This is a genomic window from Neobittarella massiliensis (ex Bilen et al. 2018), from assembly GCF_014269355.1.
Classification (GTDB): Bacteria; Bacillota; Clostridia; order Oscillospirales; family Ruminococcaceae; genus Neobittarella; species Neobittarella massiliensis.
In genome coordinates this window covers 670,608-695,337 of the sequence record NZ_JACOGI010000001.1, presented here as the reverse complement: position 1 = coordinate 695,337, position 24,730 = coordinate 670,608, and the positions used below count along the sequence as shown (strand labels likewise).

19 protein-coding genes are annotated in these 24,730 nt (G+C 61.7%); 5 read left to right on the top strand and 14 right to left on the bottom strand.

Annotated features, from left to right (window positions below; translation table 11 throughout):
• Positions 1–94: 94 nt before the first annotated feature.
• Together sigE and H8K20_RS03195 are read right to left on the bottom strand one after the other, a co-directional pair.
• On the bottom strand, positions 95–787 hold the full coding sequence (gene sigE, locus H8K20_RS03200) for an RNA polymerase sporulation sigma factor SigE (protein WP_105205709.1): 693 nt from the start codon (positions 785–787) through the stop codon (positions 95–97).
• Between the two features lie 141 nt (positions 788–928).
• Positions 929–1,765, bottom strand: coding sequence for a sigma-E processing peptidase SpoIIGA (locus H8K20_RS03195; protein WP_164998284.1), 837 nt, complete (start codon positions 1,763–1,765; stop codon positions 929–931).
• Between the two features lie 413 nt (positions 1,766–2,178).
• Between H8K20_RS03195 and H8K20_RS03190 the strand changes: the two genes are divergently transcribed.
• Together H8K20_RS03190 and H8K20_RS03185 are read left to right on the top strand one after the other, a co-directional pair.
• Complete coding sequence (locus H8K20_RS03190) at positions 2,179–3,159, top strand: nucleoside hydrolase (protein WP_154865707.1); 981 nt, start codon at positions 2,179–2,181, stop codon at positions 3,157–3,159.
• A 2,037-nt stretch (positions 3,160–5,196) separates the two neighbouring features.
• Entirely contained in the window at positions 5,197–7,965 is a 2,769-nt protein-coding gene (locus H8K20_RS03185) for a DUF7601 domain-containing protein (protein WP_186487459.1), read from the top strand.
• Positions 7,966–8,097: 132 nt separating this feature from the next.
• Here H8K20_RS03185 and H8K20_RS03180 read toward each other — a convergent pair whose 3' ends face one another.
• Positions 8,098–8,394: a Dabb family protein gene (locus H8K20_RS03180; protein ID WP_105206000.1), complete on the bottom strand. Its 297-nt coding sequence runs from the start codon at positions 8,392–8,394 to the stop codon at positions 8,098–8,100.
• A gap of 270 nt (positions 8,395–8,664) precedes the next feature.
• On the opposite strand from H8K20_RS03180, the gene H8K20_RS03175 reads away from it, so the two are divergent.
• Positions 8,665–9,357, top strand: a complete 693-nt coding sequence (locus tag H8K20_RS03175; protein ID WP_186487458.1) for a transglycosylase domain-containing protein — start codon at positions 8,665–8,667, stop codon at positions 9,355–9,357.
• Positions 9,358–9,446: 89 nt separating this feature from the next.
• Here H8K20_RS03175 and H8K20_RS03170 read toward each other — a convergent pair whose 3' ends face one another.
• The 10 genes from H8K20_RS03170 to H8K20_RS03130 all read right to left on the bottom strand — a co-directional run bounded on the left by H8K20_RS03170 (position 9,447) and on the right by H8K20_RS03130 (position 21,881).
• Positions 9,447–9,842: a DUF3795 domain-containing protein gene (locus H8K20_RS03170; RefSeq protein WP_164998307.1), complete on the bottom strand. Its 396-nt coding sequence runs from the start codon at positions 9,840–9,842 to the stop codon at positions 9,447–9,449.
• Between the two features lie 43 nt (positions 9,843–9,885).
• Entirely contained in the window at positions 9,886–10,971 is a 1,086-nt protein-coding gene (gene buk / locus H8K20_RS03165) for a butyrate kinase (protein WP_186487457.1), read from the bottom strand.
• Between the two features lie 68 nt (positions 10,972–11,039).
• On the bottom strand, positions 11,040–11,480 hold the full coding sequence (locus H8K20_RS03160) for an ACT domain-containing protein (RefSeq protein WP_186487456.1): 441 nt from the start codon (positions 11,478–11,480) through the stop codon (positions 11,040–11,042).
• 13 nt (positions 11,481–11,493) lie between these two features.
• Positions 11,494–16,221 (bottom strand): sensor domain-containing protein, encoded by a 4,728-nt coding sequence (locus tag H8K20_RS03155; protein ID WP_186487455.1) that lies wholly within the window; start codon positions 16,219–16,221, stop codon positions 11,494–11,496.
• A 134-nt stretch (positions 16,222–16,355) separates the two neighbouring features.
• Positions 16,356–18,794, bottom strand: coding sequence for a diguanylate cyclase domain-containing protein (locus H8K20_RS03150; protein WP_186487454.1), 2,439 nt, complete (start codon positions 18,792–18,794; stop codon positions 16,356–16,358).
• Between the two features lie 921 nt (positions 18,795–19,715).
• Entirely contained in the window at positions 19,716–20,291 is a 576-nt protein-coding gene (locus H8K20_RS03145; protein ID WP_186487453.1) for a hypothetical protein, read from the bottom strand.
• A gap of 117 nt (positions 20,292–20,408) precedes the next feature.
• Positions 20,409–20,582 (bottom strand): hypothetical protein, encoded by a 174-nt coding sequence (locus H8K20_RS03140; RefSeq protein WP_186487452.1) that lies wholly within the window; start codon positions 20,580–20,582, stop codon positions 20,409–20,411.
• Positions 20,579–21,385, bottom strand: a complete 807-nt coding sequence (locus H8K20_RS03135) for a Lin1244/Lin1753 domain-containing protein (protein ID WP_279287465.1) — start codon at positions 21,383–21,385, stop codon at positions 20,579–20,581. The genes H8K20_RS03140 and H8K20_RS03135 overlap by 4 nt, the downstream gene beginning before the upstream one ends.
• Before the next feature lie 23 nt (positions 21,386–21,408).
• Positions 21,409–21,594, bottom strand: a complete 186-nt coding sequence (locus H8K20_RS13630; protein ID WP_164998309.1) for a hypothetical protein — start codon at positions 21,592–21,594, stop codon at positions 21,409–21,411.
• 74 nt (positions 21,595–21,668) lie between these two features.
• Entirely contained in the window at positions 21,669–21,881 is a 213-nt protein-coding gene (locus H8K20_RS03130; RefSeq protein ID WP_105206020.1) for a helix-turn-helix transcriptional regulator, read from the bottom strand.
• 292 nt (positions 21,882–22,173) lie between these two features.
• On the opposite strand from H8K20_RS03130, the gene H8K20_RS03125 reads away from it, so the two are divergent.
• The gene (locus tag H8K20_RS03125; protein WP_186487451.1) at positions 22,174–22,521 is read left to right on the top strand and encodes a helix-turn-helix domain-containing protein; all 348 of its coding nucleotides are present in this window, start codon (positions 22,174–22,176) and stop codon (positions 22,519–22,521) included.
• Positions 22,522–22,947, top strand: coding sequence for an ImmA/IrrE family metallo-endopeptidase (locus H8K20_RS03120; protein ID WP_186487450.1), 426 nt, complete (start codon positions 22,522–22,524; stop codon positions 22,945–22,947).
• A gap of 741 nt (positions 22,948–23,688) precedes the next feature.
• Here the strand turns inward: H8K20_RS03120 and H8K20_RS03115 are convergent.
• The gene (locus H8K20_RS03115; protein WP_186487449.1) at positions 23,689–24,582 is read right to left on the bottom strand and encodes a hypothetical protein; all 894 of its coding nucleotides are present in this window, start codon (positions 24,580–24,582) and stop codon (positions 23,689–23,691) included.
• Positions 24,583–24,730 lie beyond the last annotated feature (148 nt).

The window sequence follows — 24,730 nt, the reverse complement described above, 5'->3', positions numbered from 1 at the left end:
TTTGCAGCGGGCTGGTCGGTTTTGCTGCCGGCTCGGCACGCCAAAACAGGGCCGGCGCGGCCCCGTGTGCCGCCCAGCCCTGTACCGCCCGCGATCAGATCACCTTCTCCAGCTCTCCCCGCAACCGCTTGATGATGCGCTTTTCCAGCCGCGAGATGTACGACTGCGAGATGCCGATCATCGCCGCCACCTCTTTTTGGGTGTGCTCCTTGTAGCCGCCCAGCCCAAAGCGCATCTGCATGATGATGCGCTCCCGCTCCGGCAGCCGCTGTACCGCCTCCACCAGCACGCCCCGCTCGGTGGCCTGCTCGATGCCGCGGCCCACACAGTCGGGCTCGGTGCCCAGTATGTCCGAGAGCAGCAGCTCGTTGCCGTCCCAGTCCACATTCAGCGGCTCGTCGATCGAGAGATCCTGGTGCTTGTTCGACGCCTTGCGCAAAAACATCAGGATCTCGTTTTCGATACAGCGGGAGGCATAGGTGGCCAGCTTGATATTTTTGTCCGGCTTAAAGGTGCCCACCGCCTTGATCAGGCCGATGGTCCCGATCGATATCAGGTCCTCCACCCCCACCCCGGTCGACTCGAACTTCTTGGCGATGTACACCACCAGCCGCAGGTTGTGGACGATCAGCTTCTCGCGGGCCCACTCCTCCCCCCGCTCCAGGGCGGCAAATACCGGCCCTTCCTCGCTCTTTTGCAGCGGGGCCGGCAGCACCTCCGGCCCGTTTATGTAGTGTACATGTCTGCCCAAAAATATCTTTTGCAGCAGTCGTATCAGTGCATGCATCTTTTTCCTCCCTCGCTCTCATCTCACACGGCCGGTCTCTGTTTTTTCCGTGTGCGCTCCCGCAGCCGGTATCCGCCGCCGGGGCCGCTCTTTTCTCTGTGCGGGCGCCCGCCGGTCCGGCCGCTCTCTATCGTCTCTCTGTCACGGCGCCACGATCTGTGGGCTCAGCAAAAAGCTGCACCCCTCCTGCCCTATAGCGTGCCCCACAATGCCCACCGCCACCCGGTCGGTCTGTTTTACACACTGATCGCCCTCAAATATCTGCAGGCTGTCCGGGTAAAAAATGGGCAGCAGCCCCCCGCCCGACACCGTGTGGTAAGGAATGAGCAGCAGCCCGGCCGGGCTCTCTTCGCGGGGGTGCTGCAGGTACCGGCGCTGCTCGGGGGTCAGCAGGTCCTCCACGCTGGCGCGGTCGGCCAGCACCACCGGCACCATGCGAAACGGGTCCTGCAGGCTGTTGCCGGTATCCACAAAGCCGGTCCCCTGGGCGCTGGCTGATCCTTTTTGTACCCGCACCCGCACCTTGCGGTTTTGAAAGCGCCCCAGCAAAAAGCTCACGCACTCCACCAGCAGATAGGCGATGCCGGCCAGCGCCACCAGCACCGTAATGGGCAGGTCAAAGTACAAAACGCCGTTTATGTAGGCCAGCTTGCCCGGCGAAAAAGCCATCTCCAGCCCCACCATCAGCCCGGCAAACAAAAAGTTTACCGCCAAAAAGTACAGCGTATTTTTAAGCAGGCCCCGCCAGCCGGCAAACGGCAGCCCCAACACCACCGTCGCTAAGCACAGCGCCACCTTCAGCCACAGGCTATTGAGCCCCGGCACCAGAATAAATACCGACAATACCCCCGACAGCGCGCTGGCCCCCAGCAGCCGCAGCCGGCTGGTGGGCTGGTGGGTAAAGTAGGTGGTGGCCGACAACAGCAGGTAATTGAGCACCAGGTTTATCACCACCAACACGTCCACGTACACCGTCACCGCATCTCCCCCTCTCCTGCTCAAAGTATTTAAAAGCTGCTCAAAGCAGCTCTCGGTACTTCTGATGATAGACCGCCTGGGGCTAGACATTTGTCAAATAGTGGCAATCAGTTCCGGCGGCGGCTGCCGATCATTGGCGGTGTGATTTATATAGCCTGCACATTTTCTCCATGCAGAATGTACACAAAACACGAAAATACGCCGGTAGGACAATTGTCCTTTTTTCTCTCCCCGCCACTTTGCTATACTCTATAAGTAAGAGATACCCCTCACTGCAGGGGCCCCTCCCTGGGGTCTGTGTAGTGGGGGTATTGCGCTCATTTGGGGGCGATTTTTGCCCCGTCAGCGCCTTTTACACCCATCGCGCCCGGCGGTCTCTGCCGCGGCCACAACAAAAACAGGAGGTACTAGACATGCCCAGAAAGATCATCTTAGACGTAGACACCGGTACAGACGACGCCGTGGCCATCGCCGCGGCCATCAACTCGCCCGATATCGATCTCATCGCCCTCACTACCGTCAACGGCAACCGCAATGTGGAATACACCACCTATAACACCCTGCAGGTGGTGGAGTATCTGGGCGCCGACGTACCGGTATACCGCGGCTGCGCACACCCCATCGCCGCCACGCTGGACCCCCGCCGCAAGCCCGGTATGCCCTACTATGTGAGCTCCCGCCCCAAAGATGGCGATGTGCACGGCGATCACCTCGACATCCCCGCCCCCACCATCAAAGAGCAGGATCTCAACGCCGTCTCCTTTATCGTCGACTGCCTCATGCATTCCGACGGCGACATCACCCTGGTGCCGGTGGGCCCGCTCACCAACATCGCCACGGCCCTGCGCATCGAGCCGCGCATCAAAGACAAGATCCAGGAGATCGTGCTCATGGGCGGCGGCTACAAGTTCGGCAACCGCTCGCCGGTGGCCGAGATGAACATCTGGGCCGACCCCGAGGCGGCCAAGATCGTCTTTTCCAGCGGTGTAAAGGTCACCGCCTGTACCCTCGACAGCACCCATCAGGGGGCCAACATCACCAATGAAGAGTGCGAGCAGATGGCCAAGCTGGGCACCAGAGCCGGTGAGATGTGCGCCAAGTTCATCGCCAAGCGCATCTGGGCCTACCACAACTGGGACCCCACCCAGCACAACGGCCAGGCCCCCATCCACGACCCGCTGGCCGTGCTGGCGGTCATCGACCCCACCATCCTCACCGAGGTACACCACACCTATGTGGATGTCGACTTCTCGGGCGGCAACGCCGACGGCCAGACCATCTGCGAGATAAACTTCACCACCCAGGAGGCTCACGAGCCCAACGCCTACATGGCCCTCAACGCCGACCGCGACAAATTTGCCAAAATGCTCTTAGAGATCCTGGCCATCAAATAGCCGCTCTGTCCGCCCCGTGATCTTAAAAAGGCAGCTGACGCACCGCCGTCAGCTGCCTTTTTTGTGCCCCATCGCCGCTCTCCGCATCCCACACGCCCCGCCCAACGCCCAATTCATGCCGCCAACCGCCAAATTGCGCCCCACCGGCGCTGCCACCCCGGCATTTTGCCCCCAAAAGGCCCCGTAATTACCCGGCAGCTCCCTACCGGCAGTACCGCCACCCAGCTTTTGGCCCAGCCGGGTAGCAGTCCTCTGCCATCCGTGGCACCCCAACGCATCACACCACTACTCTACCACTGCACCACTGCTCTGCCGCCACTCCTTTTAAGCCGCAGTGCCCCGCCGGCGCTGCCGCCCAGGCATTTTGCCCCCAAAAGGCCCCGTAATTACCCGGCAGCTCCCTACCGGCAGTATCGCCGCCCAGCTTTTGGTACAACCGGGTAGCAGCCCTCTGCCATCCGTGGCACCCCAACGCATCACACCACTACTCTACCACTCCACCACTCCACTGCACCACTGCTCTGCCGCCACTCCTTTTAAGCCGCAGTGCCCCACCGGCGCTGCCGCCCACAGCCTTTTTAGAAAAAAGATCCGCTTTCGCACCACACCTCTCCCCCCATATTGCCGCCATCCCCAATGCCCCCCGCTCAGCCGATAACACCTCTCCCATCACCACTCCATCAGTGCTCTCGCCCCCCCACCCGTGCCACCGACCGCTCTCGCGCCTGCCCTAAAAATATCTGTTTCCCGTCTCCCGCTCGGGACCGCCGCCCGGCCGCGGCCGGCCCCCCAAGCACCCACCGGCATCTCACTTAAAAGATCTGGCGTTCCCCCGTCTCCCCACGCCAAATAACGCCGCCCCCAGCGCCTGTTGCCCGCTCTGTAAAAACGCGCCCCTGCTGCTCTACTGTTCTACTGCTCTGCTCCCCTACGGTTCTGCTCCTCCGCCCCAGTCGCACGCCTGTTATGTCTGTGCAAACAAGTCGTTTTACCGCCTAGCTGCCATGTTTCCGCCCCTCAACTCGCAGCGATACCCCCACATCCCCCCAACACCTCACCAATACCTCTCCAACACTTCACCAGTATCTCATCGGCGGCGCCGCGCATTTTCTCTCACGGCAAAAAAAGCCGTCCCTAATATTGCACCCAGAATATGCGCTGCCACCCCGTTTTTCTCCGCCAAAAGATATCTGCTTTTATTTCCCCGCCAATATGGTCCGGCACCTCTCTGCCTGCGTTTACGCGCCGGGCGGGGCAGATCCTCCGCACCGGGCGGGGCAGGCATCGTTATCGTGTAGCTTTTGTCCTCTCTCCGCGCGTCTTTATCATCTGGGAGGCCGGGCGCAAAGCTGCTCTCTGGCCGGTGGCCCGGCAGCGCATTTTTTAGCGGCAACATCGCGTGCGCCGGGCGGGCCCGCTCTAAAGTGTTCCTTGGCAGATATACGGTCGGCGGGCGCCGGCGCTTTTTGCTCCAACAGCCGCCTTTTCGGTCGATCTTGTCCCCAATCGCCCCAAAAAGGCCCGTTTTTACAATTTGGTAACAATTTAAAATTTGTCAAAAATGTATAGCTTTTCTCTGCGACTTCACCGCCGTACAAGCAAAAAATCAGCCTGTGGCCGCCCTCACTCTGCGTTTAAGTGCACAAATATCATCTTGTATATGCAAATAGCTGATGTTAAAATCAGTAATAATTTTGAGAGCCCAAGACAGCCCAAGATAGCCCAAAGAAACCACCCCCCGCTATATCCGGCGCCTTTTTGCGCTGATCCGCGGCAGGTGCACACCGCCCCAGAACCACTTCGTGTACCTTTTCGTTCACACCAAAAAGTATTTTTTAAAACAGAAAAAGACAAGCCCACATTGAGCAGGCTCGTCTTAAAAACTAAAAAAGCAGTAGAAAACTGCATCTCTATTTTGAACGGAAAAGTACAGAAATCCGCGCCCAACGGCTCTCAAACCTCTTTTTACACGTCCTAAACAGCCAAGATCAACGCGCAAACAAACCCTGTTTGCACCTTTTTGAGAGGAGGATACTTATGAGAGCAGCCAAGCGGATCGGCGCTGCTTTTGCCGTTATGGCCCTGCTTTTGCACACCGGCTCTGCCTTAGCGCTGGATGCAGATACCAGTGTTTGCTGCCCCCATCACCCCACCCACACCGAGAGCTGCGGCTACCGATCAGAATACCCCGACCAGCCCTGCACCTTTGTTTGCCCCACCTGCCAGTCGCTGCCCGCCGGTGAAGACGAGCATGCGCCCCCAGCCGGCGAAAGCGCGCCGCCCGAGACCGGTGCGGGCGCGGCGGCACCGCTGCCCTCCGGCACCGCTTCGGCCCCCGCCGACGGCCCGGCACCGGCAGAGCAGCCCGCCAGCCCGGCGCAGTCTGTCATTCCGGCACAGACCGAGATCACCACCTTTACCCAGCTCAAAAGCGCCATCGACGCTGCAGCCGGCAGCTCGGCGGTGCTCTCTCTATCCGGTGAGATCTACATGGAAGAGCTGCTCACGATACCGGCGGGCACCGCAGTCACGCTGCAGGGCGGCGGCACGCTGGCCCGAGATGCCCGCTACACCGGCCTGTTCTTTCTTGTCCAAAAGGGCGGTGCACTGAATATCGACGGCATCACGCTCGACGGGCGGGGCCTGGCGGCCAGCTCCAACGGCCTGATCTGCAGCTACGGCGCAGTGGCGCTCAACACCGGGGCCCTGCAGGGTATCCACTGTCTCGGCGGCTCCTCAAATTACCAGCGCAGCGCAGTCAGTGTCGTGGGCCTCGACGCCACCTTTACCATGACCGGCGGCCAGATACGGGATAACACCTACACCCAGCCGCGCAGCAATCAGCATATCGGCGCAGTTATGGCTGTAGATGGGGCCACGATCGAGCTGTCTGGCGGGCAGATCACCCAAAACACGCTGGAGGCCAGCATCTCTGCGGCGGTCGTGGTGTTTGGCGGTACCGACAAAGAGGTAGATTCGCACCTGTATATCAGCGGCGACGCCCAGATCACCGACAACGTCGCCTATAACGGCGGCGTACTGCTGGGCAACTCCAATGCCTCCTCTCTGTGGAGCGACCTGGGGCTGGCGGTCTGCCAGATGGATGGCGGGCTCATTGCCCGCAACACCGCCCAGGGGTTCGGGGGCTACACCAAAAACTACGGCGGCGGGGTCATGGTGTACTACCACGCCGACTTTACCATGAACGGCGGCCAGATCCTGCAAAACACCGGCAAGATGGGGGCTGGCGTGTGTGTGACCGACGGTTTTGTCGAGTCTGGCGCCTATGCCGCCGGCTGGTCGTACCAGGAGCTGTGGATAGAGAAATACAACATCCCCGGCGCCTTTCGCCTAAACGGCGGCGAGATATCCGGCAACCGGGCCATCGGCGGCGGCACCGGCGATGAGGGCTGCGGCGGCGGCATATACATCGCCTCGAATCAGGTGACGCTAAGCGGCGGCAGCATTACCGACAACAGCGCCGGCCGTCAGGGCGGCGGCGTGTATGTGGGCTGTGTGCCCTATGTGCTGCACGTGTACGACGCGCTGATCACCGACAATACCGCCGAGCTGCTGGGCGGTGGGCTGTGGTTTTGCCCCACCGGTGACGCCACCAATGCAGTGACCAACGGCGGCGCCATCTACGGCAACCGGGCCGGTGGGGCCGGCGACGATTTTGTCGCCGTGCCGCAGACCGGCAAGCTCTACACCACCAACCTGGCCGACCGCATGCTCGGCGGCGGCGCGGTCAGCTGGTACCGCGACGGCGGTGTCGAGCTACTCGACGGCGACCAGCTGGGCCAGCCCGACCAGACAGCACGATTTGACCCCCAAGACCCCGGTCAGCGGCTGACCGACATCCAAAACAGCACCCAGGGGCATGCCCTGAAGGCGGTGGTTTCGCCGGCGGCACAGCAGCTGGCCCAAAGCCGGGCCAAGCTCTACATCACCGGCAACCGCGCCCCGCGCGGCGGCGGCGTTGGCTCGAACGGCAGCGTGATCATCGGCACACCGCAGCAGGAGTACACACTACAGGTGCGCAAGGTGTGGCCCGACGGTGTTTTGCCGGCGGCGCAGGCGGCGGTGACCGTGGCCCTGCAGATCGGCGACTATCAGCTGGATACCGTGGTGCTGGAACAGAAAAACAGCTGGCAGGCCACCTTTACCCAACTGCCAGACCCCGCAACACTGGGGGAGCTGCAGGTACAGGTGCTCGAGACGCCGGTGCCCGACGGCTTTGCCCCCAGCTACTCGCAGGCGGTGGTGGATGAAGACGCCAAGACCATCTCGATCACCATCACCAACACACCGCTGCCCACCGCCACCGGCTCGCTCACGGTGGAAAAAACGGTAGCCGGCACCGGCGGCGAGACCGACCGCGATTTTACCTTTGTGGTGCAGCTGAGCGACACCGCCGTTTCGGGCGTATACGGAGAGATGCTGTTTACCGGCGGTAAGGCGCAGTTCACGCTCAGGCACGGGCAGCGGTGTACCGCCACCGGCCTGCCCGCCGGCACCACCTACCGGGTGACCGAGGCCGAGGCCGATGAGGACGGCTACCGCACCACCGCCACCGGCGACAGCGGCGCGATCGCCGCCGGGCAGATGAGCACGGCGGTATTTACCAACTGGCGCGACAGCCAGACGCCGAGACCGCCCGCCGAGACCGAGACCGGCTCTCCCGGCTCCCCCGCTACCGGCGGGAGCGTATCGGCGGTGCTGCTGCTCATATCCGCGGTGGCGGCGGGGTCGCTGCTGCTGTTATACCGGCGGCGCTGGGGCTATCGCCCCAAACACAGCAAGTAAAATAGCGCGGCCGAGAAAGGCAAAAGACCGGGCTGTCCGTGTAAGGACAGCCCGGTCTTTTATCTGCGGATGGATGGGGCCGCTTGGCCGGGCATACCGCCCGGGCGGCACCGCGGCAGCGCGCCTTTTTAACTACACCTCGAAGTCGGCGGCGCTGCGGCCGGTCACGACCTGATGGACGAACGCCTTCACCTTGACGTGCTCGGGGTGATCTTGATATACCGCCAGCGCCTGGCGGTCACAAAGCTCTGCATACAGGCAGACATCGGCCCCGCCGGGGGTGAAATTGAGCCCCACCTGGGCCATTAGCAGCCCGGGGACTTTGCCCACTAGCGCCTCCAGCTTTTGTTTCATGATGGCGGCGTTCTCCGCCCGGGTGCGGCCGTCGGCCTCTTCTGCCAAATTCCACATAACGATATGCTTTACCATAGATAAAACCTTCCTTTCTCTGGTCCGGCCATACGGCCGGTGTGCTGCTCGCCCGTCTGTCTGCATTATACCAAATCTGGGCGCCGGTGTAAAAGCTCTTTAACGGCCGGGCCGGCACTGCTTTTCCCGCCGGCGCCGAGAAGAAATCGTCACAAAACCGTAATGCGTCTGTAAGAAACAGCGCTAGATTTTTACCGCCTGTTTCGCTATACTGAAAAAAGAGACCGGCGGGCGCACACAGCCGCCCGCTACAACAAAGGAGGTGTGCCTGTGAAGACCTTTTTTAAGTGGCTGGGCCGCATCGTCTGCTGCCTGCTCTTGCTGCTTATCGTCGGCGGCACCGCTCTTACCCTGTACTGCCATCACCAGTATGCGCAGATCATCGAAAAGGAACCGGTGGCGCAAAAGGTGGCCGCGCTCAAACAAAAAGAGGGCTATGTGCCGCTGGAGGAGATGAGCGACTACTACCTGGAGGCGGTGGTGGCCGTGGAGGACCACCGCTTTTACGACCACGGCGGCATCGACCCGCTGGCACTGGTGCGCATCTTCTTTGACAGCGTGCGCGCCGGGCACATCGTGGGCGGCGGCAGCACCATCACCCAACAGCTGTGCAAAAACATCTACCTGAGCCAGGAGCAGACCATTACCCGCAAAATAACCGAGGTGTTTTTTGCCCTGGAGGTGGAAAAAGAGCTCTCTAAAGACGAGATACTGGAGCTGTACTGCAACGACGCCTACTTTGGCAACAACTGCTACGGCATCGGGCAGGCCAGCGCCTACTACTACCAAAAAGCGCCGGCCGACCTCACTCTGGAGGAGGCCACCTTTTTGGCCGGTCTCCCCCAGGCGCCCAGTTATTTTGCCGACAACCCCGACCAGGGGCGCCAGCGGCAGGAAGAGGTGCTGGACGCGATGGTAAAATACGGCTATTTGAGTGAGAGCGACCGCCCCAGCCTGGCCTGAACCCCAAAAATAAAACAGAGCGCCGGATACGCATACCGTACCCGGCGCTCTGTTTTATTGCGCGGGCCCCGGGTCGGGGAGCCGCACAGCTACTCTTTTTTTAGACAGTGCAGACAACAGCCGTCCTGCAGAGAAAAAAGGCGGCCACAGGCGGGGCAGCGGTGGCTCTCTTGCAGCGCCGCCAGCGCCCGCGGTTTGCCCACTGTTTTTATGTGGGCTACAAACGCCGGCAGATCGACCTGATAGCGGCGGCGGTAATTTTTATAGAGCGGCAGCAGCTTTTTGCAGGGCCAGCTCGCACAGGTCAAACACCCGCCGGCCCCGCGCGCCTGCACACAGCCGCGTATGGCACATTTTTGGCACGACACCGCAAGCTGCGCCGCCGGCCCCCGGCAGCCGCCACAGGGCTTTTTGGCCGCCAGGTAACGGCTGCACAGGCCGCAGTACACCCCGCAGGGGGCCAACAGCTCTACCCGCTCCTGCACCACAGCTCCCCCCTTCTGCCTCAAGGCCCTCAGCGCCGGGGGCCTACTCGTACTCCAGTATGCGGCAGCTGCCCTGTAACGCCGCCAGCGCCCCTTGGGCCATAGCCAGCATCTCGCTCTCCCCGGGGTAGACGAACACCGGGGCGATCAGGTCTACGCGCTCTTTTATCTGGCCGGTGAAGCGGTCGCTGTAGGCCATACCGCCGGTGAGCACGATGCCGTCGACCCGGCCGCAGAGCACCGCCACCATAGCGCCGATCTGTTTGGACACCTGGTAGGCCATGCTCTCCAGCACCAGCGCCGCAAACGAGTCGCCGTTTTTGATCATCTTCTCACATACCCGCAGATCGTTGGTGCCCAGCAGCGCCTGCATGCCGCTCTGGTTGGTGATGAGATCCACCATCTCCTGCCGGGAGTACTGGCCCGAAAAGCACATGTCGATGACCGGTACCAGCGGCAGCGCCCCGCTGCGCTCGGGGGTGAAGGGGCCCTCCCCCATCATGGCGTCGTTGACGTCGATGACCCGCCCGTAATGGTGGGCGCCGACGGTGATGCCGCCGCCCATGTGGGCCACGATGAGCCGGCTGTTTTGATAGCTCTTGCCCAGCTCTGCACAGGCCCGGCGGGCCATAGCTTTGGCGTTGAGCGCGTGGAAGATGCTGCGCCGCTCGATACCGGGCATGCCGGTGAGCTTGGCCTGGGGCACCAGCTCGTCGGTCACCACCGGGTCAACGGTAAAGGCCGGTATGCCCAGCGCGTCGCCGATATCCCGGGCGATGAGCCCGCCCAGCGAGGAGGCGTGCAGGCTGGCCTCGCCGCTGGACAGATCCTCCACCATCTTGTCGCCGATGCGGTAGGTGCCCGAATCCAGCGGCTTTACCATGCCGCAGCGGCCGACCACCGCATCCAGCACGATGTGCTCCTGCTCCTGACCCTGCCCGGCCTCCCGCAGGGCCTGCATCACCATCTGCTGGCGCAGCGGCTTTTGCCCCATCACGCTGCCGCAGCGGTCCAGCTCGTCGCGGTCGTGGGTCAGGGCCCTCTCCAGCACACATTGCTGGTCTTTATACACGGCGATCTTGGTGGTGGTAGAGCCCGGATTGATCGCCAGGATATAATATGCGCGCACCGCGCACCTCCTCCTTGGTTTGGGCCCGCCGGCTGCCCGTGCCGGTCGGCGGGCGGGCAGAGTAAGTTTTACAGCCACACCTCGCCGGTGCGGATCGTGCGCGCGCCGGCAGCGCCGCAGAGCGCCAAAAACGCATCGACGGCCGCCGGTGCGGCGCAGAGCTGCCAGGTGTTTTTTTGCCCCGGCAGCGGGGCGGCTCCCAACTGCCGCAGCTCCTCTTCGGGGGCCTCTTTGTCAAAAGACGCCAGCGCCAGCTCCCGGCCCTGGGCGCACGTGTCGGCGGCGAGCGACAGGATACAGTCGAGCCGGTCCAGCTGGCCGAGCAGCAGCCGCATATCGCCCCGCCCCTGCACCGTGATGAGCAGCCGGGTGGTCTGCCCGTCGTACTGCGGGCTGGCGTGTATCTCGCTGATGTTGAGCCCCGAGCGCCGGATGAGGATGGATATCTGGTCGAGCACCCCCACCCGATCTTGCACATGCAGGTGCAGTTTATGTGTTTTTTGCAGCAAAGTCTCTCACCTTCTATGCGCCGCCTGTCGGCCGGTCCTGGGCCGACAGGTAGCGCTTAAAGTCATCGGCCGGCATGGGCCGGCTGAACAGGTAGCCCTGGGCGCAGTCGCAGCCCAGCTGTGCCAGCAGCTGTAGCTGGGTCTCGTCTTCCACTCCCTCGGCGATGGTGGCGATGCCCATCTCCCGGCACATCTGCACCGTGTGGGCCACCACGGCCCTGGTGCGCTCGTTCTGGCCGATCTGGGTGACCAGGCTGCGGTCGAGCTTTACCACGTCCACATCCATGCCGGTGAGCATGGACAGGTTGGTGTACTTGGTGCCGAAGTCGTCCAGCGAGATCAGGAAGTGTTCGCCTTTCAGCTTTTCGCTGATGGCCGCCACCGTCTCTTTGCCCACCTCGCCGACAGTCTCGGTGATCTCGATCTCGATGGTGTGGCTGTCTACCCGGTACTGCGCCAGCAGCTGTTGCAGCATCTGGGTCAGGTCGGTCTCCAGCAGCGTGATGCGCGAGAAGTTGAGCGAGATGATCAGCGGCTCGAGGCCCTGCGCCGCGCGCCGGCTCTGGAACTTGCACACCTCTTCGAAAATAAAGAAATCGATGTAGCGGATCAGCCGCAGCCGCTCGAAAAACGGGATGAACCTGGCCGGCGGCAGCACCTTTTTCGTCTGCGGGTCGACGCTGCGCACCAGCGCCTCGGCCCCCACCACCCGGCCGGTGGCGATATCCACTTTGGGCTGCAGATACATCTGGTAAACGCCGCCGCGCAGGTCGGCCAGCAGCTGCTGCAGCACCTGGGGCCGGTTGTGCTTGCTCACCGTCTGCCGGTCGCTGTAATAGCGCTGTTTTTCCACCAGCATCTGCTCGCGGGCGTGCTCCAGCTGGGCCTGCAGCTCCGGCTCGTCGTCGGTCCAGCTGGTGCCCAGCGCCACCCCGTTGGAGGTGACTCCGAACAGGTCTTGCCGCAGGGCCGATACCGCCCCCTCAAAGTCCTGCTGCCCGATATCCTGACAGAACACCAAAAACTCGTCGCCGCCGGGCAAAAACACCCGTTCGTCGCCAAAGCGGTCGCAGATGCAGCGGGCCGTCTGCCGCACCACCTTGTCGCCCTCGGCGTAGCCGTACTGGTCGTTTATCTGCTTTAGGCCGTTGATATCGGCGACCAGAACGCCCAGGCTGGCAAAGCTCTGCTCGTCGATGCCGGTCAGGTACGCCACATAGCGCCGGCGGCCCTGCAGGCCGGTGAGCGGGTCGTGCTCGCGCAGAAAGTCGATGCTGCGCTGCTGCTCCAGCCGCTGGAAGGCGGCGTAGAGCAGGGCGACGGCGATCTCGAAAAAGCTCTGCCGGTAGTAGCTGTGGCGGCAGTTGACCATGCACAGGTAGTACTGTTTTTGCCGCTTTTGACCCATGGGCATAAACGGGGCGGCAAACAGATTGTACACCCCCAATTTAGAAAACAGCTGGTACAGCACCACGCTGCTGTGTTTGAGCAGCTGGATATCCTCTATCTCGAGCTTGCGCTGCTCTCCCATCAGTTCGGCCACCTGGCCGGTGAGACGCACGCTCTCCCAGTTTCTGGCCTGTTCGGTGCGCAGTTCATCGCGCCACAGGGGGTAGAACCTGAGCAGGTCGGCGCCGGCGTCGTACTCCAGCCACAGCACCTCGCCGGCGCCGTAGTGGGCCGCCACCGCCGCACCGGCGATATCTATGGCCCGCTGGCGGTCGGGGCAGTCCTCCAGCTCTTTTAAAAGCACCTTTACATCGGTCTGCACAGCCTGTGCGTGCGACACATCCGACAAGTCGGTGATGTCGACGGCCACCTCCATGCGGGCCGGGCGGCCCTGGTAGTTGATGAGCTTGTCTTTGATGATATAGTCGCGCTGCAACAGGTTGTTGGCGTGCTCCCACACGTAGGGGCGGTCGAAGCGGAGCAGGTGGTTGGTGCAGAAGGCGCAGGGGGCATCCAGCCCCTGCAGCGCCTTATAGCACTTTTGGCCCAGGTACTCCTGGCCCACAAAGCCCAGGTTCTCGGCGCCGGTGGGGTTTATATACAGCAGCTGGTAGGTGACCGGGTCGCTGATGTAGAGCACGTCGTCAAACTCGTCTATCAGCGAGTCTTTGGCCGTTGGCATACTGCCGGGCTCGGCCCGCTCTTCGGGCTCGACGGTGGGCTGGTCGATCTGGGTGACTACCCGCTGCGAGCGCCCCTTTATGCACATGTCGTCGGTGTAGAACACATACCGGTCGCGGCCGCGCTGCTTGGCCTGATACAGCGCGATATCCGCCTTTTGGTACAGCTCGGGGAAGGTGTCGCCGCAGGCCGGGCACAGCGATATACCCACCGAGCAGCTGAGCCCCTCGAAGCTGCGGCGAAAGCTGGCGCAGATCTGGGCGGCTTTTTTCTCGGCGATGTCGCTGTCGGCAATGTTTTTCATAAAGATGATGAACTCGTCGCCGCCCATGCGGCCCACCACGTCGTCGGCGCGAAAGCCGGCCTGCAGCTTGCCGGCCATCTGAGATAGTACCCGGTCGCCGTACATGTGGCCAAAGCTGTCGTTTATCTTTTTAAAATCGTCTACGTCGATGATCAAAAAGGCGTGCATGCCCCCGGCGGGCACCTCGGCCAAAAAGTCGCGTATCAGCGTCTCGGATACGCCTTTGTTGTATAGCCCCGTCAGCGAGTCGCGCCGCGACTGGTACTGCAGCGAGAGCTCCTCTCTCTTTTGCTTGTCGATATCCTTTACATAGCAGAGCATCTTCACCGCGTCAGAGACCGGGTCTTTGATGATGTGGGCGGTCATGCGCACCCAGCGCAGGCGCTCGCCCATCCCGATCTGGCGGTACTCCATGCTCACCTCGGCCTGACCTTCGCCGTACCGCTCAAGCAGCTGTCCGCGGCCAAAGCAGCGCTCGAAATCGGCCCGCTCCTCCGGGTGCAGGCGGCGGCGCATGAGCAGCTGCAGGCTGTGCTCGTAATTTTGCTGGCGGCCGGGGCCGATGAGCTCGGCCCACTGGCCGGTGGCTTCGTCCACCGTGTTGGCGCTCAGGTCCACCTCGGCGTAAGAGAGCACGTCGGCCAGCATGGCCTGCCGATATTTCTCCTCTTTGATAAAGGCGTACTCGGTCTCTTTTTGGTGGGTGATATCCTCCACCAGGCCAACGGCCCGCCGGGGCGTGCCGGCCGGGCCGGGCACGGCGGTCATCGAGAGGCGGTCCCAGATGTATTTGCCGTGCACATTGCGGGCCTTGATCACGGTGCTCACCCGCGGTGCGCCGCGCTGTATATCCCGGTAGGCCTGCAGGTAGGGCTCTATGTAGTCGGGGTGGATGATCCCCCGGTCGATCAGGGACTGGGGCACGTCGTCCACCCGCTGCGGCAGGCCGTAGATCTCGGCGGCGCGGCTGGTGTATACGTTGTAGCCGCCGTCGATGTGGTAGTCGAACACCGCGCCCCCGGTCTGGTCCATGGCGATGCGAAAGCGCTCCTCGCTCTGGCGCAGCTCCTCCTCCACCTTTTTGCGGTCGGAGATGTCGAGCACCACACAGTTCATGTAGGGCACGCCGTGGTCCTCGCCGCCAAAACTGCCCCTGGTCAAGATCCAGGTCAGCTTTCCGTCGCCGCGGGTCACCCGCTTTTCAAACTCAAAATTGCGCTTTTGGTCGGCGTAGGCGGCGCCGGTCACCTGCATGATGTTGGGCACATCCTCGGGGATGATGGCGGCGATGAGGCGGTTTCCCAGCTTGTCGCGCATCTGCTGGGCGGTGTAGCCGTACAGGCGAAAAAAGCTGGGGCTGCCATACAGCAGCGTAAAGTCCTCATCCATGCGCACGCGGCAGATACCGCCGGGCAGGTTGTCGGAAAAGTCTTCCAGCTCGCGGTTTTTCTTCAGCAGATCGGCGGCGGTGCTGGCCAGCTTCTGGTTGAGCAGCGCCCGCTCGGTGATGTCGACGAAAACGCCCACCAGGATCTCGTCCTGCCCCTCAAACAGCCGCCGGCCGCGGTCGAGCACCCACACGCTGCCGCCGTCTTTTTTGAGCAGGCGAAATTCGGCCTCGAAGGTGTTCCCCACCGCCAGCTGGCCGGTGATGGCCTCCACAGTCGGCTGCCGGTCGTCGGGGTGCAGGGCGCCGATGAGCAGCCCGCCGGTGGCGCGCTCGAACTCCTCGTAGCTGTAGCCCAGCATGTGCAGCAGCTGCTGGTTGACAAAGCGCAGCGGCGCCCCCTCCTGGTACCGGGCGCCGGCGATGCCCGCCGCCACCGCCTCGCCGAGCTGGGCCAAAATATCCAGCTGCAGCTCAAGCTCCACCGCCTGCCCGCCCTTAAAAGAGAGCTCCAGCGGCAGCAGCTGCCCCAACTTGTTTTGCATGGGCGTCGACACGTGCACCGCCTGCAGGCCCAGACGGCCGCCGCTCAGCTGCTCGATCTTGGCGCTGATGCGCAGCTCGGTGCCGCGGTCGCCGTACCGCAGGTACAGCCGGGCCATGGCTAAAAAGCCGTCGCCGTCGCCGCTCACCTGCAGCTCCTGCCAGCACATGTCGTCGGGGGCGCTCACCCCCTGCAGCTCCCGGTCGAGCAGCTCGGTCAGGTGGCGGTCATCGGGCGCCCACGCGCGGCTGCCCACGCCGATGCCAAAGGCGCCGGGCGCAAAAAAGGTCAGGGTCTTGGGGACGTCGCGGTCTTTTAAATAAGCGGTGCAAAAGGCCTTTAAAAAGGCCTCTGCACGCGCGTGCTCTCTATCCATAAATACGCTCCTCGCGCCCGGTCTTCTCCTGTCTGCCCCACTGCAGCCCGCGCAGACCCCGGCGCCTGTTGTCTAGCTCTCATTGTACCATACCGGCCCCCGCAAGTCACCGTTTTTATCACCCGGCGGGCGGGCTACATCTCCCCGTACAAAACGCAGCGGCCGCCGCCCAGTTTCTTGGCCCTCTGCACGGCTTCTTCGGCCCGCGCCAGCAGCTGGCGGCAGGTGGCCGCCTCATCCGGCGCACAGCAGACCCCGATGCTCATCTTGAGGCCGCGGGCGGCGTGCGGCGCTGAAAACGGCTGGTACAGCTTTGCCAGCACCTGCTGCAGCCGCTCCTCCAGGTCCTCGCGGCCGTCCAGCCCCTTGAGCAGCAGTGCGAACTGGTCGCCGCCGCTGCGGGCCACGATGTCGTGTCTGTCCACGCTGCGGCGCAGCCGCCCGGCGATGTTGCGCAGCAGCGCATCGCCGGCCACGTGCCCCAGCTCGGCATTGACGCCGGAAAAGTCGTCGATATCCACCAGGATCAGCCCCAGCTTTTGCTGCCCAAAGCGCAGGTAGGTCTCGACCTGCCGCACCAGCGCCTGCCGGTCGTACAGCCCGGTCAGCGCGTCGCGGCGCGGGCTGCTCTCCTCCGCCGGCTGCTCTACATCGTGTACGATCTTACCCACCAGCCCCAGCACGCGGCTGCCGCTCTGGTCCCAGAGCGAGCTTATCGAGACAGAAAACCGCTGCATGCCCCGAGCCAGCGTATGAAACCGCAGATAGCAGCGCACCGGGCCGCGCTCGCGCCGGCAGTACTCCAGCACCGCGCGCAGCGCGGCCCGGTCGTCGGGGTGTATCAGTCTGGTGTGTGCCAGCAGCCGCCGGGCTTTGGTAAACACCCGCTGCTCGCCGCCAAAATAGGCCAGAAACGGCTCGGAAAAGGTGAGCTGGTCCTCTTTGAGGTCGTAGTCGAAAACGACGCTGCCGCTCAGGCTGCCGGGCTGCTGCTCCGGCGGCTTTATAAACTGCCCGGTCGCCCCATCGTACAGCGTGGGGCGGCACTCCCCGCCCTCGATGACCTGGCGGTAGCGGGCGCGCAGGTCCTCCAGCTCCTGCCGCATGCGGTGGCGGTCGGTCTTTTCGCGCACCACCACCTGGGTCACCGGCACGCCGTCCAGCTCTCCGGCCGGGCGGCCCTGCACCTGCACCCACACCACGGTGCCGTCGCGCCGCCGCACCCGCATCTCCATATCCAAAGGCGCGCCGCCGCGGGCCGCCTCCACCTCTCTTTGCACCTGGTCGCGGTCGTCCGGGTGCACCCAGGCCAGCGCCCCGTCGATCATGTCCGCCATCTCGCAGCCCAGGATGTCCAGATAGGCGCGGTTGGCTTCCAGCAGGCTCAGGTCTCTGTCTAAAAGCAGCTTGGCCACCCCTACCGGCAGCTGCTCAAAGAGCTCGTGGTGCTCTTTTTCCAGCATTTTGCGCGCCGTGATATCGACCAGTATCCCGTAGTACAGGGGGGCGTTGCCGCGCTGGCCGGTGTAGATGAACTGCACCTGGAGCCACTGGGTGCTGCCGTCTTTTTTTTGGCGCGCAAACTCCAGCGAGATGGGCTCGTGCAGCGCCGACTTCTCCACCATCATGCAGATGTAGCGGCGGCGCTGGCGGGGGTCCATGCCCGGAAAAATGCCGTCGCGGTAATCGGACGGCGAGGTATCCAGCAGCTGAAAGTAGCGGTCGCTGCCCTGCAGGAGGTACACGTTCTGGTCGCGCACGATGTATTTGCCGCACACCCCCCGCAGGTTCTGGTTGTCTATCTCCAGCGCCTCCTGCAGGCGCTGCTCATCCTCTTTTTGCTGCTGGATACAGCGGCTGAGCAGCACCGCCAGCTGCCGCTGGCCAAACGGGTCCTGCACCCGCACCAGCCACGTCTCATACCAGCGCGGCTCCTCCTCCAGCGCGTCCCGCCAGCGGTGCTGCAAGTAGGGGTCTTTGGCGGTGTTTCGCCACACCTGCCTGGCCGCCGCAGGCATAAAGGCGCTCAGGTAGGCCTGCCGCTCCGGCTCCTCTAACCTGTCGGCCACGCCGCCGATCAGCTCGGAGTACGTCCCGGTCCTGCCAAAGGGCTGTTTGCCCGGGCCGCGGTACTGCGAGAGGAAGGTATAGCTGTCCTGTGACAGATCGACCGACACGACCGAGTCGTAGATCTGCAGGATGCCCCGCATGAGGAGCTCGCGGTCTAAGATGGCCTGCTGTTCGATCTCGGTGAATTGGTGGGGGGCCACGGTGATGATGTAGGCCGGTGTTCCGTCCTCCCAAACAGTTTTGGTGGCCGAGATATCGACCACTTCGCCAAAGGCGTCGCCGCTGCTGATCGATGTGCTGGTCTCGGCGTCGCCGATGGTGTGGAGCGGGCAGTTTTGGCACCCCTCCGGCCACACCTGGTGGCAGATCATCCCCACCCGCACCTGGGGGCTCACCCGCTCTACTCGCCGATTGTAGTACAGGATCCGGTGGTCCTCACGGCTGATCACATACACCGCCACATTGCCCAGATCGTCGAGGATGTTCGTTGCGTCTTGCTGCATAGTGGTCCTTTCCCGGCCGCCTCGCAGGGGCCTGTATCCACCTGGTGACACAGGCGGCGCACTCTATATAAAAACCATTTTTATCCAAATTATGTAACAATCATATCACACGCCTATTTTACTTGCAACATTTCTGTGCATGTTATACAGTTGAGGCTTGGACAAGTCGTGTTCTGTCCGTGTCCCAACGACTTTTCGCAGCAAAACCGAGCTTTTTCGGCATTTTTGTCTACTAGGCGCGAACAGATCATAAAAAGCGCCTAAAATATCAGGAACCATCGTGCCTATGGCTATTGTTCCAGCCTAAAAATGCGCACCTCTTCCGGTCGTCTGTAAGGTGGTCGGCACCGCCAAGCGCCTAAGCAGTGGGGCTGCTCCATCGGGCGGTGGCAGCGCCACCTATCGAGGTGATCCGCTGCCGCCGGCAGCCGTGGAGGTGGTGGCCGGCAGCTGCCTTGTGCCCCCGGAAACAGCCGCCAGACCAGTACCCACACACAGCGCGTATTCCGCAGGCGCGCCAAGCGCCGCCCGCCGAGACTGGGAGCCGGTATCTTTGGGGCTGGCGGCGGACTACCAGCACACCGGATATCTTTGCCAGCGTTACAGCAAACGCCGCGCGCATGTATGATCTTCTGGCAAGCGCTGTCGCCCGTCGTTTATGCAAGCAGCGGTACGGAGCATTTTTGAGGCGCTTCGGGGGCATCTGGTCCCCAATGGCCCCCAAAAAGTCGAACTTTACACCGCTTTTATCGCATACGCAAAACGCGGTCAGTGGCTGCCAGTATACTTCCAATATGGTTTACATGGCTTGCGCGCTACCTCTCTTTTACCAGTCTCCATGTCTCTCGTATAAAAAAGGCACATCGAGAGATGTGCCTTTTTAGTTGCCCCGCCAACATTGACCGAGCCGTTCTATTCAATTTATTCCGGGTAAAAAGTTGCTACGACATGATATTGATGAGTCACTATATTCGCTTGGCAGTCGCATTTCTGAACATCAAAACCATATTTTACGCCGTTTGCCGAAGTGGTATTTTCCCCATATTCTGTAAAGTCATCTACGTGCAGTTTACCAACAATATCCTCTATCGCTGCATCGTCTGACTCCTTGTCGAGTAGCGGAATGATCGCCCTGTACAATTGGGGGGTCAGTCTTCTGGTCTTCGCCCCCCGAGGAGCGCCAAAAGCAACGATGACCACGCTCTTCACGTCGCCTTTTTTTTCGTTACGTGTAATATAGATGCTAACGGACTCGTCCGAAATTTCAGCCGACGGCTTTTCATTCGAACTTGATGCAGAGTATATACTTTCAATTTCCCCTTCAATGTCAGACTCTTCTTTTTCAAATGTCAGTCGCACCCCTAAAGATAGCGCCTCTGTCTGCAAGTCGCTCTCAAAATCCTCATAGTCAACACCAAAACTATGTTTCTTCCCACACCCCGCAAATACCCCCAGCGCCACACACAGGCACAGTATCATCGCCAATACCTTTTTCATATAGAACCCTCCAATCTCTGTAATCTATTATACAGTATGTAGGGGATGTACACAATCGGCTCTTTCAAGTTTCCAGCGCAAACTGCTGCTAAATATCAGCCGCGTTCTCTGGGCAGATCAACAGTTGCACACACCGCTGATCACAAACCAGAATGGGCCCGTCACCCGCGATGAGGTGTCGGTCGCGGCCGCCTCCAGCTCCCGCAAGCGGCGGCGGTCGAGCTCTATCTCCCGCTGCAGATGGCCCAGGTGCGCCAGTTCCCGGACCGTCATGCCGCTGTGTCTGCTCATACCTTCCCGTCCTCTCTGGCCCACTTTAAAATGGTCCGGTAGTGGTCCTTGACAAAACGCCCCTTATGGCCGATGTAATCCGCCAGCTTTTCCACGTAATAGTCAAAGGCCTCGTGGCCGATCTGGATCATCAAGCTGTCGATCTGGGCGTCGGTGAGCAGCACCCGATGCTGGCCGATGCCCCCAAACAGCTGGGGGTAGTCTGGCCGCAGCTGTTGGCCCTCGTCGGTATCCAGCACGTCCTCTACGTATATATCCAATGCTCGCGGGCCGCCGCCGCTGCGGGTACTGTCCTTTTCTTTACTTTGCGCTTCACGCGGGGGATCTTCACCGTTATTCGCCCCATAAACGCCGTTTTCTCCCCGGTCGAATTGGCGCAGGATCGCGCTCTTGCGCGATAAGAGCTGCATCTCCTCGGGCGAGAGCAGCCAGTAGGCGGGCTGTATCTGCACTTCGCGCCGCTCCACCGTGGCCCGGTAGTAGGTGCGCTGGATGCGGTGCGACGTCAGTATCCCCTGTTCGGCCAGCCGGGGCTCAAAAAGCCCGCTGTCGATAAGCGACGCCACCATCTTGCTGATCTTGTCTACCACGGGCTGGTCTTTGCCCTGCAGCCCCGTCTGTATCGCCCAGTGCACGTCCTCTTTTTGGTCAGTGCTGCCGTAGTACAAAAAGTAGCCCTGATCGCCGTATATCAGGTCTAAGAGCAGCTCGTACACCAGCACCACCACCGCCCCGTGCTGCAGCCGGGGACGCCTGAATTTGCGGTCGCGTTCCAGGCCGATGTCCCGGGCGTAATACTCCAGCCGCGCCTTGGTCGGGGCCGCTATCAGCGCTGCCCCCCACAGCGGCGGCAGTGATCTGCCGCCCGTCTCTGCAGTGCCTGCTCCCGCTCGGTCAGCGCCTCTAAAAGCGCCCGTTTGATCTCTCTGGCGTCCGCCCGGCCATACAGCTCCAGCAGCTCGCGGGTCTCGCGCAGCCGCGCGTCGTACGGGGTCTCTATACCTCTGTCCATTTTTCTTTCCTCCTGTCTCAAAAGTCCGTTTTATCGTACATATCTCCTGCTATACTGTTAACAGGGTAAGAGCTCTACATCTTGCCGGTCTGCTCGTGGCGCAGGATCTGCTCCGGCCGCACCCGCAGCGCTTTTGCCAGCCGGTAGGCCATATCCACCTGCATGCGCTTTTGCCGGCTGCCCCGCTCGATCATGCAGTAGTAATTCTGGCTGATGCCCACGCGCCTGGCCACCTCACACTGCAAAAGGCCTCTGTCCTCGCGCATCTCTTTTAAGTAATTTCTCATCTTGATATCTCCCTTCTGGCCGCTTGCCAAATTATCCTGTAATGAGATATTACCATGTAACGCCCCAGCAGTCAACTCATTTTGAGATATTTTTCTTTGTATTTATCTCTTTTTGCGCTGAACTGTGCCGTAGAGCAGTCCATAACAGCGGTAGGAACAGGTATTTCTCGCCCCTAAAGGTGCAAAATCTCTTTACAAACCATCCCGTTTTGTGATATGCTGAGTACATACATCTCAGTTTGCCGGTATCTTTTAGCGAGCGGCCGGCAGTCTCACAATAAGGAGGAACACCATGTTCGGCGAGAGATTGCGCCAGCTGCGCAGAGAGCGGAAGATCACCCAGCAGGCTTTTGCCCGCGACTTGCAAGTCGCGCAGAACACCGTATCGAATTGGGAGAACGGCGGCCGGCAGCCCAACCTGGATATGTTGCGCCGTATTGCCGACTATTTTGCCGTACGCGTCGACTATCTGCTGGGCGATGCCGCACCCGGCGACGACACCGATAACGGCGACATCACCTTTGACAGTTTCACCTATGCCCTATACGGCGAGACCCGCGACCTGACCGAAGAAAATCGCCAAAAGCTGCTGGAGATGGCCCGCTTTTTTAAGCAGCAACAGGAGAAGGAAGGAAAGTAAATGGATGCCACCTCGCTGCTGGTCGAACTGTACTGTCAGGCCTACGCCGACGGTATCTCAGTTTTTAGCCGCTACCCGGTGGGGGATCTGGGGGCCGCCACCATCGAGATGAACGGCCGCTACGCGGTATTTATCGACGATGAGCAGTTCGGCACCGCCGCCGATGAGCTCTGTGCGCTGGCCCACGAATGCGGCCATGTCCACACCGGCGCCACCCACGCTGTGGCCAGCCCCTACGACCTGATCGAGCGGCACGAGTACCGCGCCGACCGCTGGGCCATCCATCAGCTCCTCCCCCCCGAGCGCCTGCAAAAGGCGCTGGGCAGCGGCGGCGAGTGCTGGCAACTGGCCGAGGAGCTGGGTCTTCCCCAGCACTTCATCTGCAAAGCCATCGATCTCTACCGGGCAGAGGGCCGCCTGCAGTGATCTATCTATAAAAAGCGGGCGACCGGTCCCCACCAGGGTCCTCGGCCGCCCGTCTGTATTGTATGCCGCACCGCACTGCGGCGGGCGCTGTTTGCCGTCCGCTGTGTGCTGTCTACCGTCTGCTATCTGCCGTCTACTGTATACCGTCCGTCGTCTGCCATGTGCCTTCTGCTGTGTGCTGTCTGCCACCTGCTGTCTGTCGTCTGCTGTATGCCGTCCGTCGTCTGCCATTTGCCGTGTGCCTTCTGCCGTCTGCTGTTTGTCTCATCTACCGTCTGCCGTGTGTCTCATCTACCGTCTGCTGTGTGTCTCATCTACCGTCTGCTGTGTGTCGCGTTTATCGTCTGCCACCTGCTGTCTGTCGTCTGCTGTATGCCGTCCGTCTCGTCTGCCATCTGCCGTCTGCTGTATGCCGTCCGTCGTCTGCCATTTGCCGTGTGCCTTCTGCTGCCTGCTATCGCTGTCCGTCGTCTGTCGTCTGTCGTCTGCCATCTGCCGTCTGCGCGGTGCCGCCGAGGTCTCGTGTCCTGTTTGCTGTTTACAGTTTACTGTCTGCTATCTACGCCGCTGCCTGTACCGCCCGCCGCACCGCTATTTTTGCGCACTGCATCCCACACCACCACACGCCGCATTTTATCCGGCAAAAAAGCCCACCCGCAGTTGGCAGGTGGGCTTTTTTCGGCTTATGCATGGCCGGTTCTATTTCGTTTTATCCGGCTCTGGAGCGGCAGCGCTGCCAGCTCACTGGGTGTCTTCGATGACCAGCGTGTTGGCCGTATCCGGAACCAGCGACACGCCCAGCGTCTTGGCCTCTCTGTCGGCTGTAAACAGGTACAAGATCCCACTGCGCTGTAAAGACGCCGTCTCTGCCTTGCCCGAGCCCAGCCCGATCTCCTCTAATTTTTGCAGAACCAGCGGGCAGTCCTGCTGGGCTGTCGAGGGCTGCATGCACTGCACCAGCGCAGTCAGGTAGCCGCTGTACACCCGGGTGTCGCCGCCGTCGATAGGCATCTCGGTCATGATCGAGCTGATGCGGCTCTCCCCTTCCGGGCAGGTCAGCACCAGCTGCACCTTACCGCCCAACTTGGCGGTAAAAAAGGTGTACCCGCCGGTGTCCTGCACGGTAAATTTCCCCACCGCTTTTTGCCCGGTGAGCCAGCTGTTCATCCGCTCCCGCAGCTGGTCGGGCTTTACGTCAAAGCGCCCGTTTTTGATCGGCACGTCGGCGGTCGTCTCCGCTTCTTTATTCTGTGTCGCCGCCGTATCGGGCCGGGCCGCAGCGCTCTTTTTGCCGCTGGTGCTGCTGCGAAACAGGCCCAGCACCATCGCCGCCACCAACACCAGCACCAGTACGGCCAGCAGCGCGGCACCCAGCGCCAGCCAGTTGCGCCGCCCTTTTTGCCGCGGCGCCGCCTCGCTTGCCAGCAGTACCTGGTCGGCCGGCACCTCCTGCACCACTGGCACCTTGCCGGGGCGCGGCGTCTCCTCCGCCGGCTCGGGCAGAGGTCCCGCCCCGTCTGCCCGGTCTTCCTTTTCTTCCTCTTGCCACTGCGCAGGCCGCTGGCAGCAGGGGCAGCTGTCGCCCGCATATTCTCTGCCGCATTTCAGGCACTTGGGCATATCTTCACCCCACATCTTCTCTTCTGTTTGCCGGGCGACTGCCGCTGGGTACAGGTGCACCAAAAGCGCACCGCCGCCCCGCAAACCGATATTCCCCTGGTGGGGCCTATTCTCTCTATTCTTTTCCTCATACAGCGTACATTATAACACAGCAGCGCCGGCA

Excerpts from the sequence above, each read along its gene's own strand:
- sigE (WP_105205709.1), bottom strand. The coding sequence starts at position 787 with ATGCATGCACTGATACGACTGCTGCAAAAGATATTTTTGGGCAGACAT.
- H8K20_RS03190 (WP_154865707.1), top strand. The coding sequence starts at position 2,179 with ATGCCCAGAAAGATCATCTTAGACGTAGACACCGGTACAGACGACGCC.
- H8K20_RS03185 (WP_186487459.1), top strand. The coding sequence starts at position 5,197 with ATGAGAGCAGCCAAGCGGATCGGCGCTGCTTTTGCCGTTATGGCCCTG.
- H8K20_RS03180 (WP_105206000.1), bottom strand. The coding sequence starts at position 8,394 with ATGGTAAAGCATATCGTTATGTGGAATTTGGCAGAAGAGGCCGACGGC.
- H8K20_RS03155 (WP_186487455.1), bottom strand. The coding sequence starts at position 16,221 with ATGGATAGAGAGCACGCGCGTGCAGAGGCCTTTTTAAAGGCCTTTTGC.
- H8K20_RS03150 (WP_186487454.1), bottom strand. The coding sequence starts at position 18,794 with ATGCAGCAAGACGCAACGAACATCCTCGACGATCTGGGCAATGTGGCG.
- H8K20_RS03145 (WP_186487453.1), bottom strand. The coding sequence starts at position 20,291 with ATGAAAAAGGTATTGGCGATGATACTGTGCCTGTGTGTGGCGCTGGGG.
- H8K20_RS03140 (WP_186487452.1), bottom strand. The coding sequence starts at position 20,582 with ATGAGCAGACACAGCGGCATGACGGTCCGGGAACTGGCGCACCTGGGC.
- H8K20_RS13630 (WP_164998309.1), bottom strand. The coding sequence starts at position 21,594 with ATGGACAGAGGTATAGAGACCCCGTACGACGCGCGGCTGCGCGAGACC.
- H8K20_RS03130 (WP_105206020.1), bottom strand. The coding sequence starts at position 21,881 with ATGAGAAATTACTTAAAAGAGATGCGCGAGGACAGAGGCCTTTTGCAG.
- H8K20_RS03125 (WP_186487451.1), top strand. The coding sequence starts at position 22,174 with ATGTTCGGCGAGAGATTGCGCCAGCTGCGCAGAGAGCGGAAGATCACC.
- H8K20_RS03120 (WP_186487450.1), top strand. The coding sequence starts at position 22,522 with ATGGATGCCACCTCGCTGCTGGTCGAACTGTACTGTCAGGCCTACGCC.
- H8K20_RS03115 (WP_186487449.1), bottom strand. The coding sequence starts at position 24,582 with ATGTGGGGTGAAGATATGCCCAAGTGCCTGAAATGCGGCAGAGAATAT.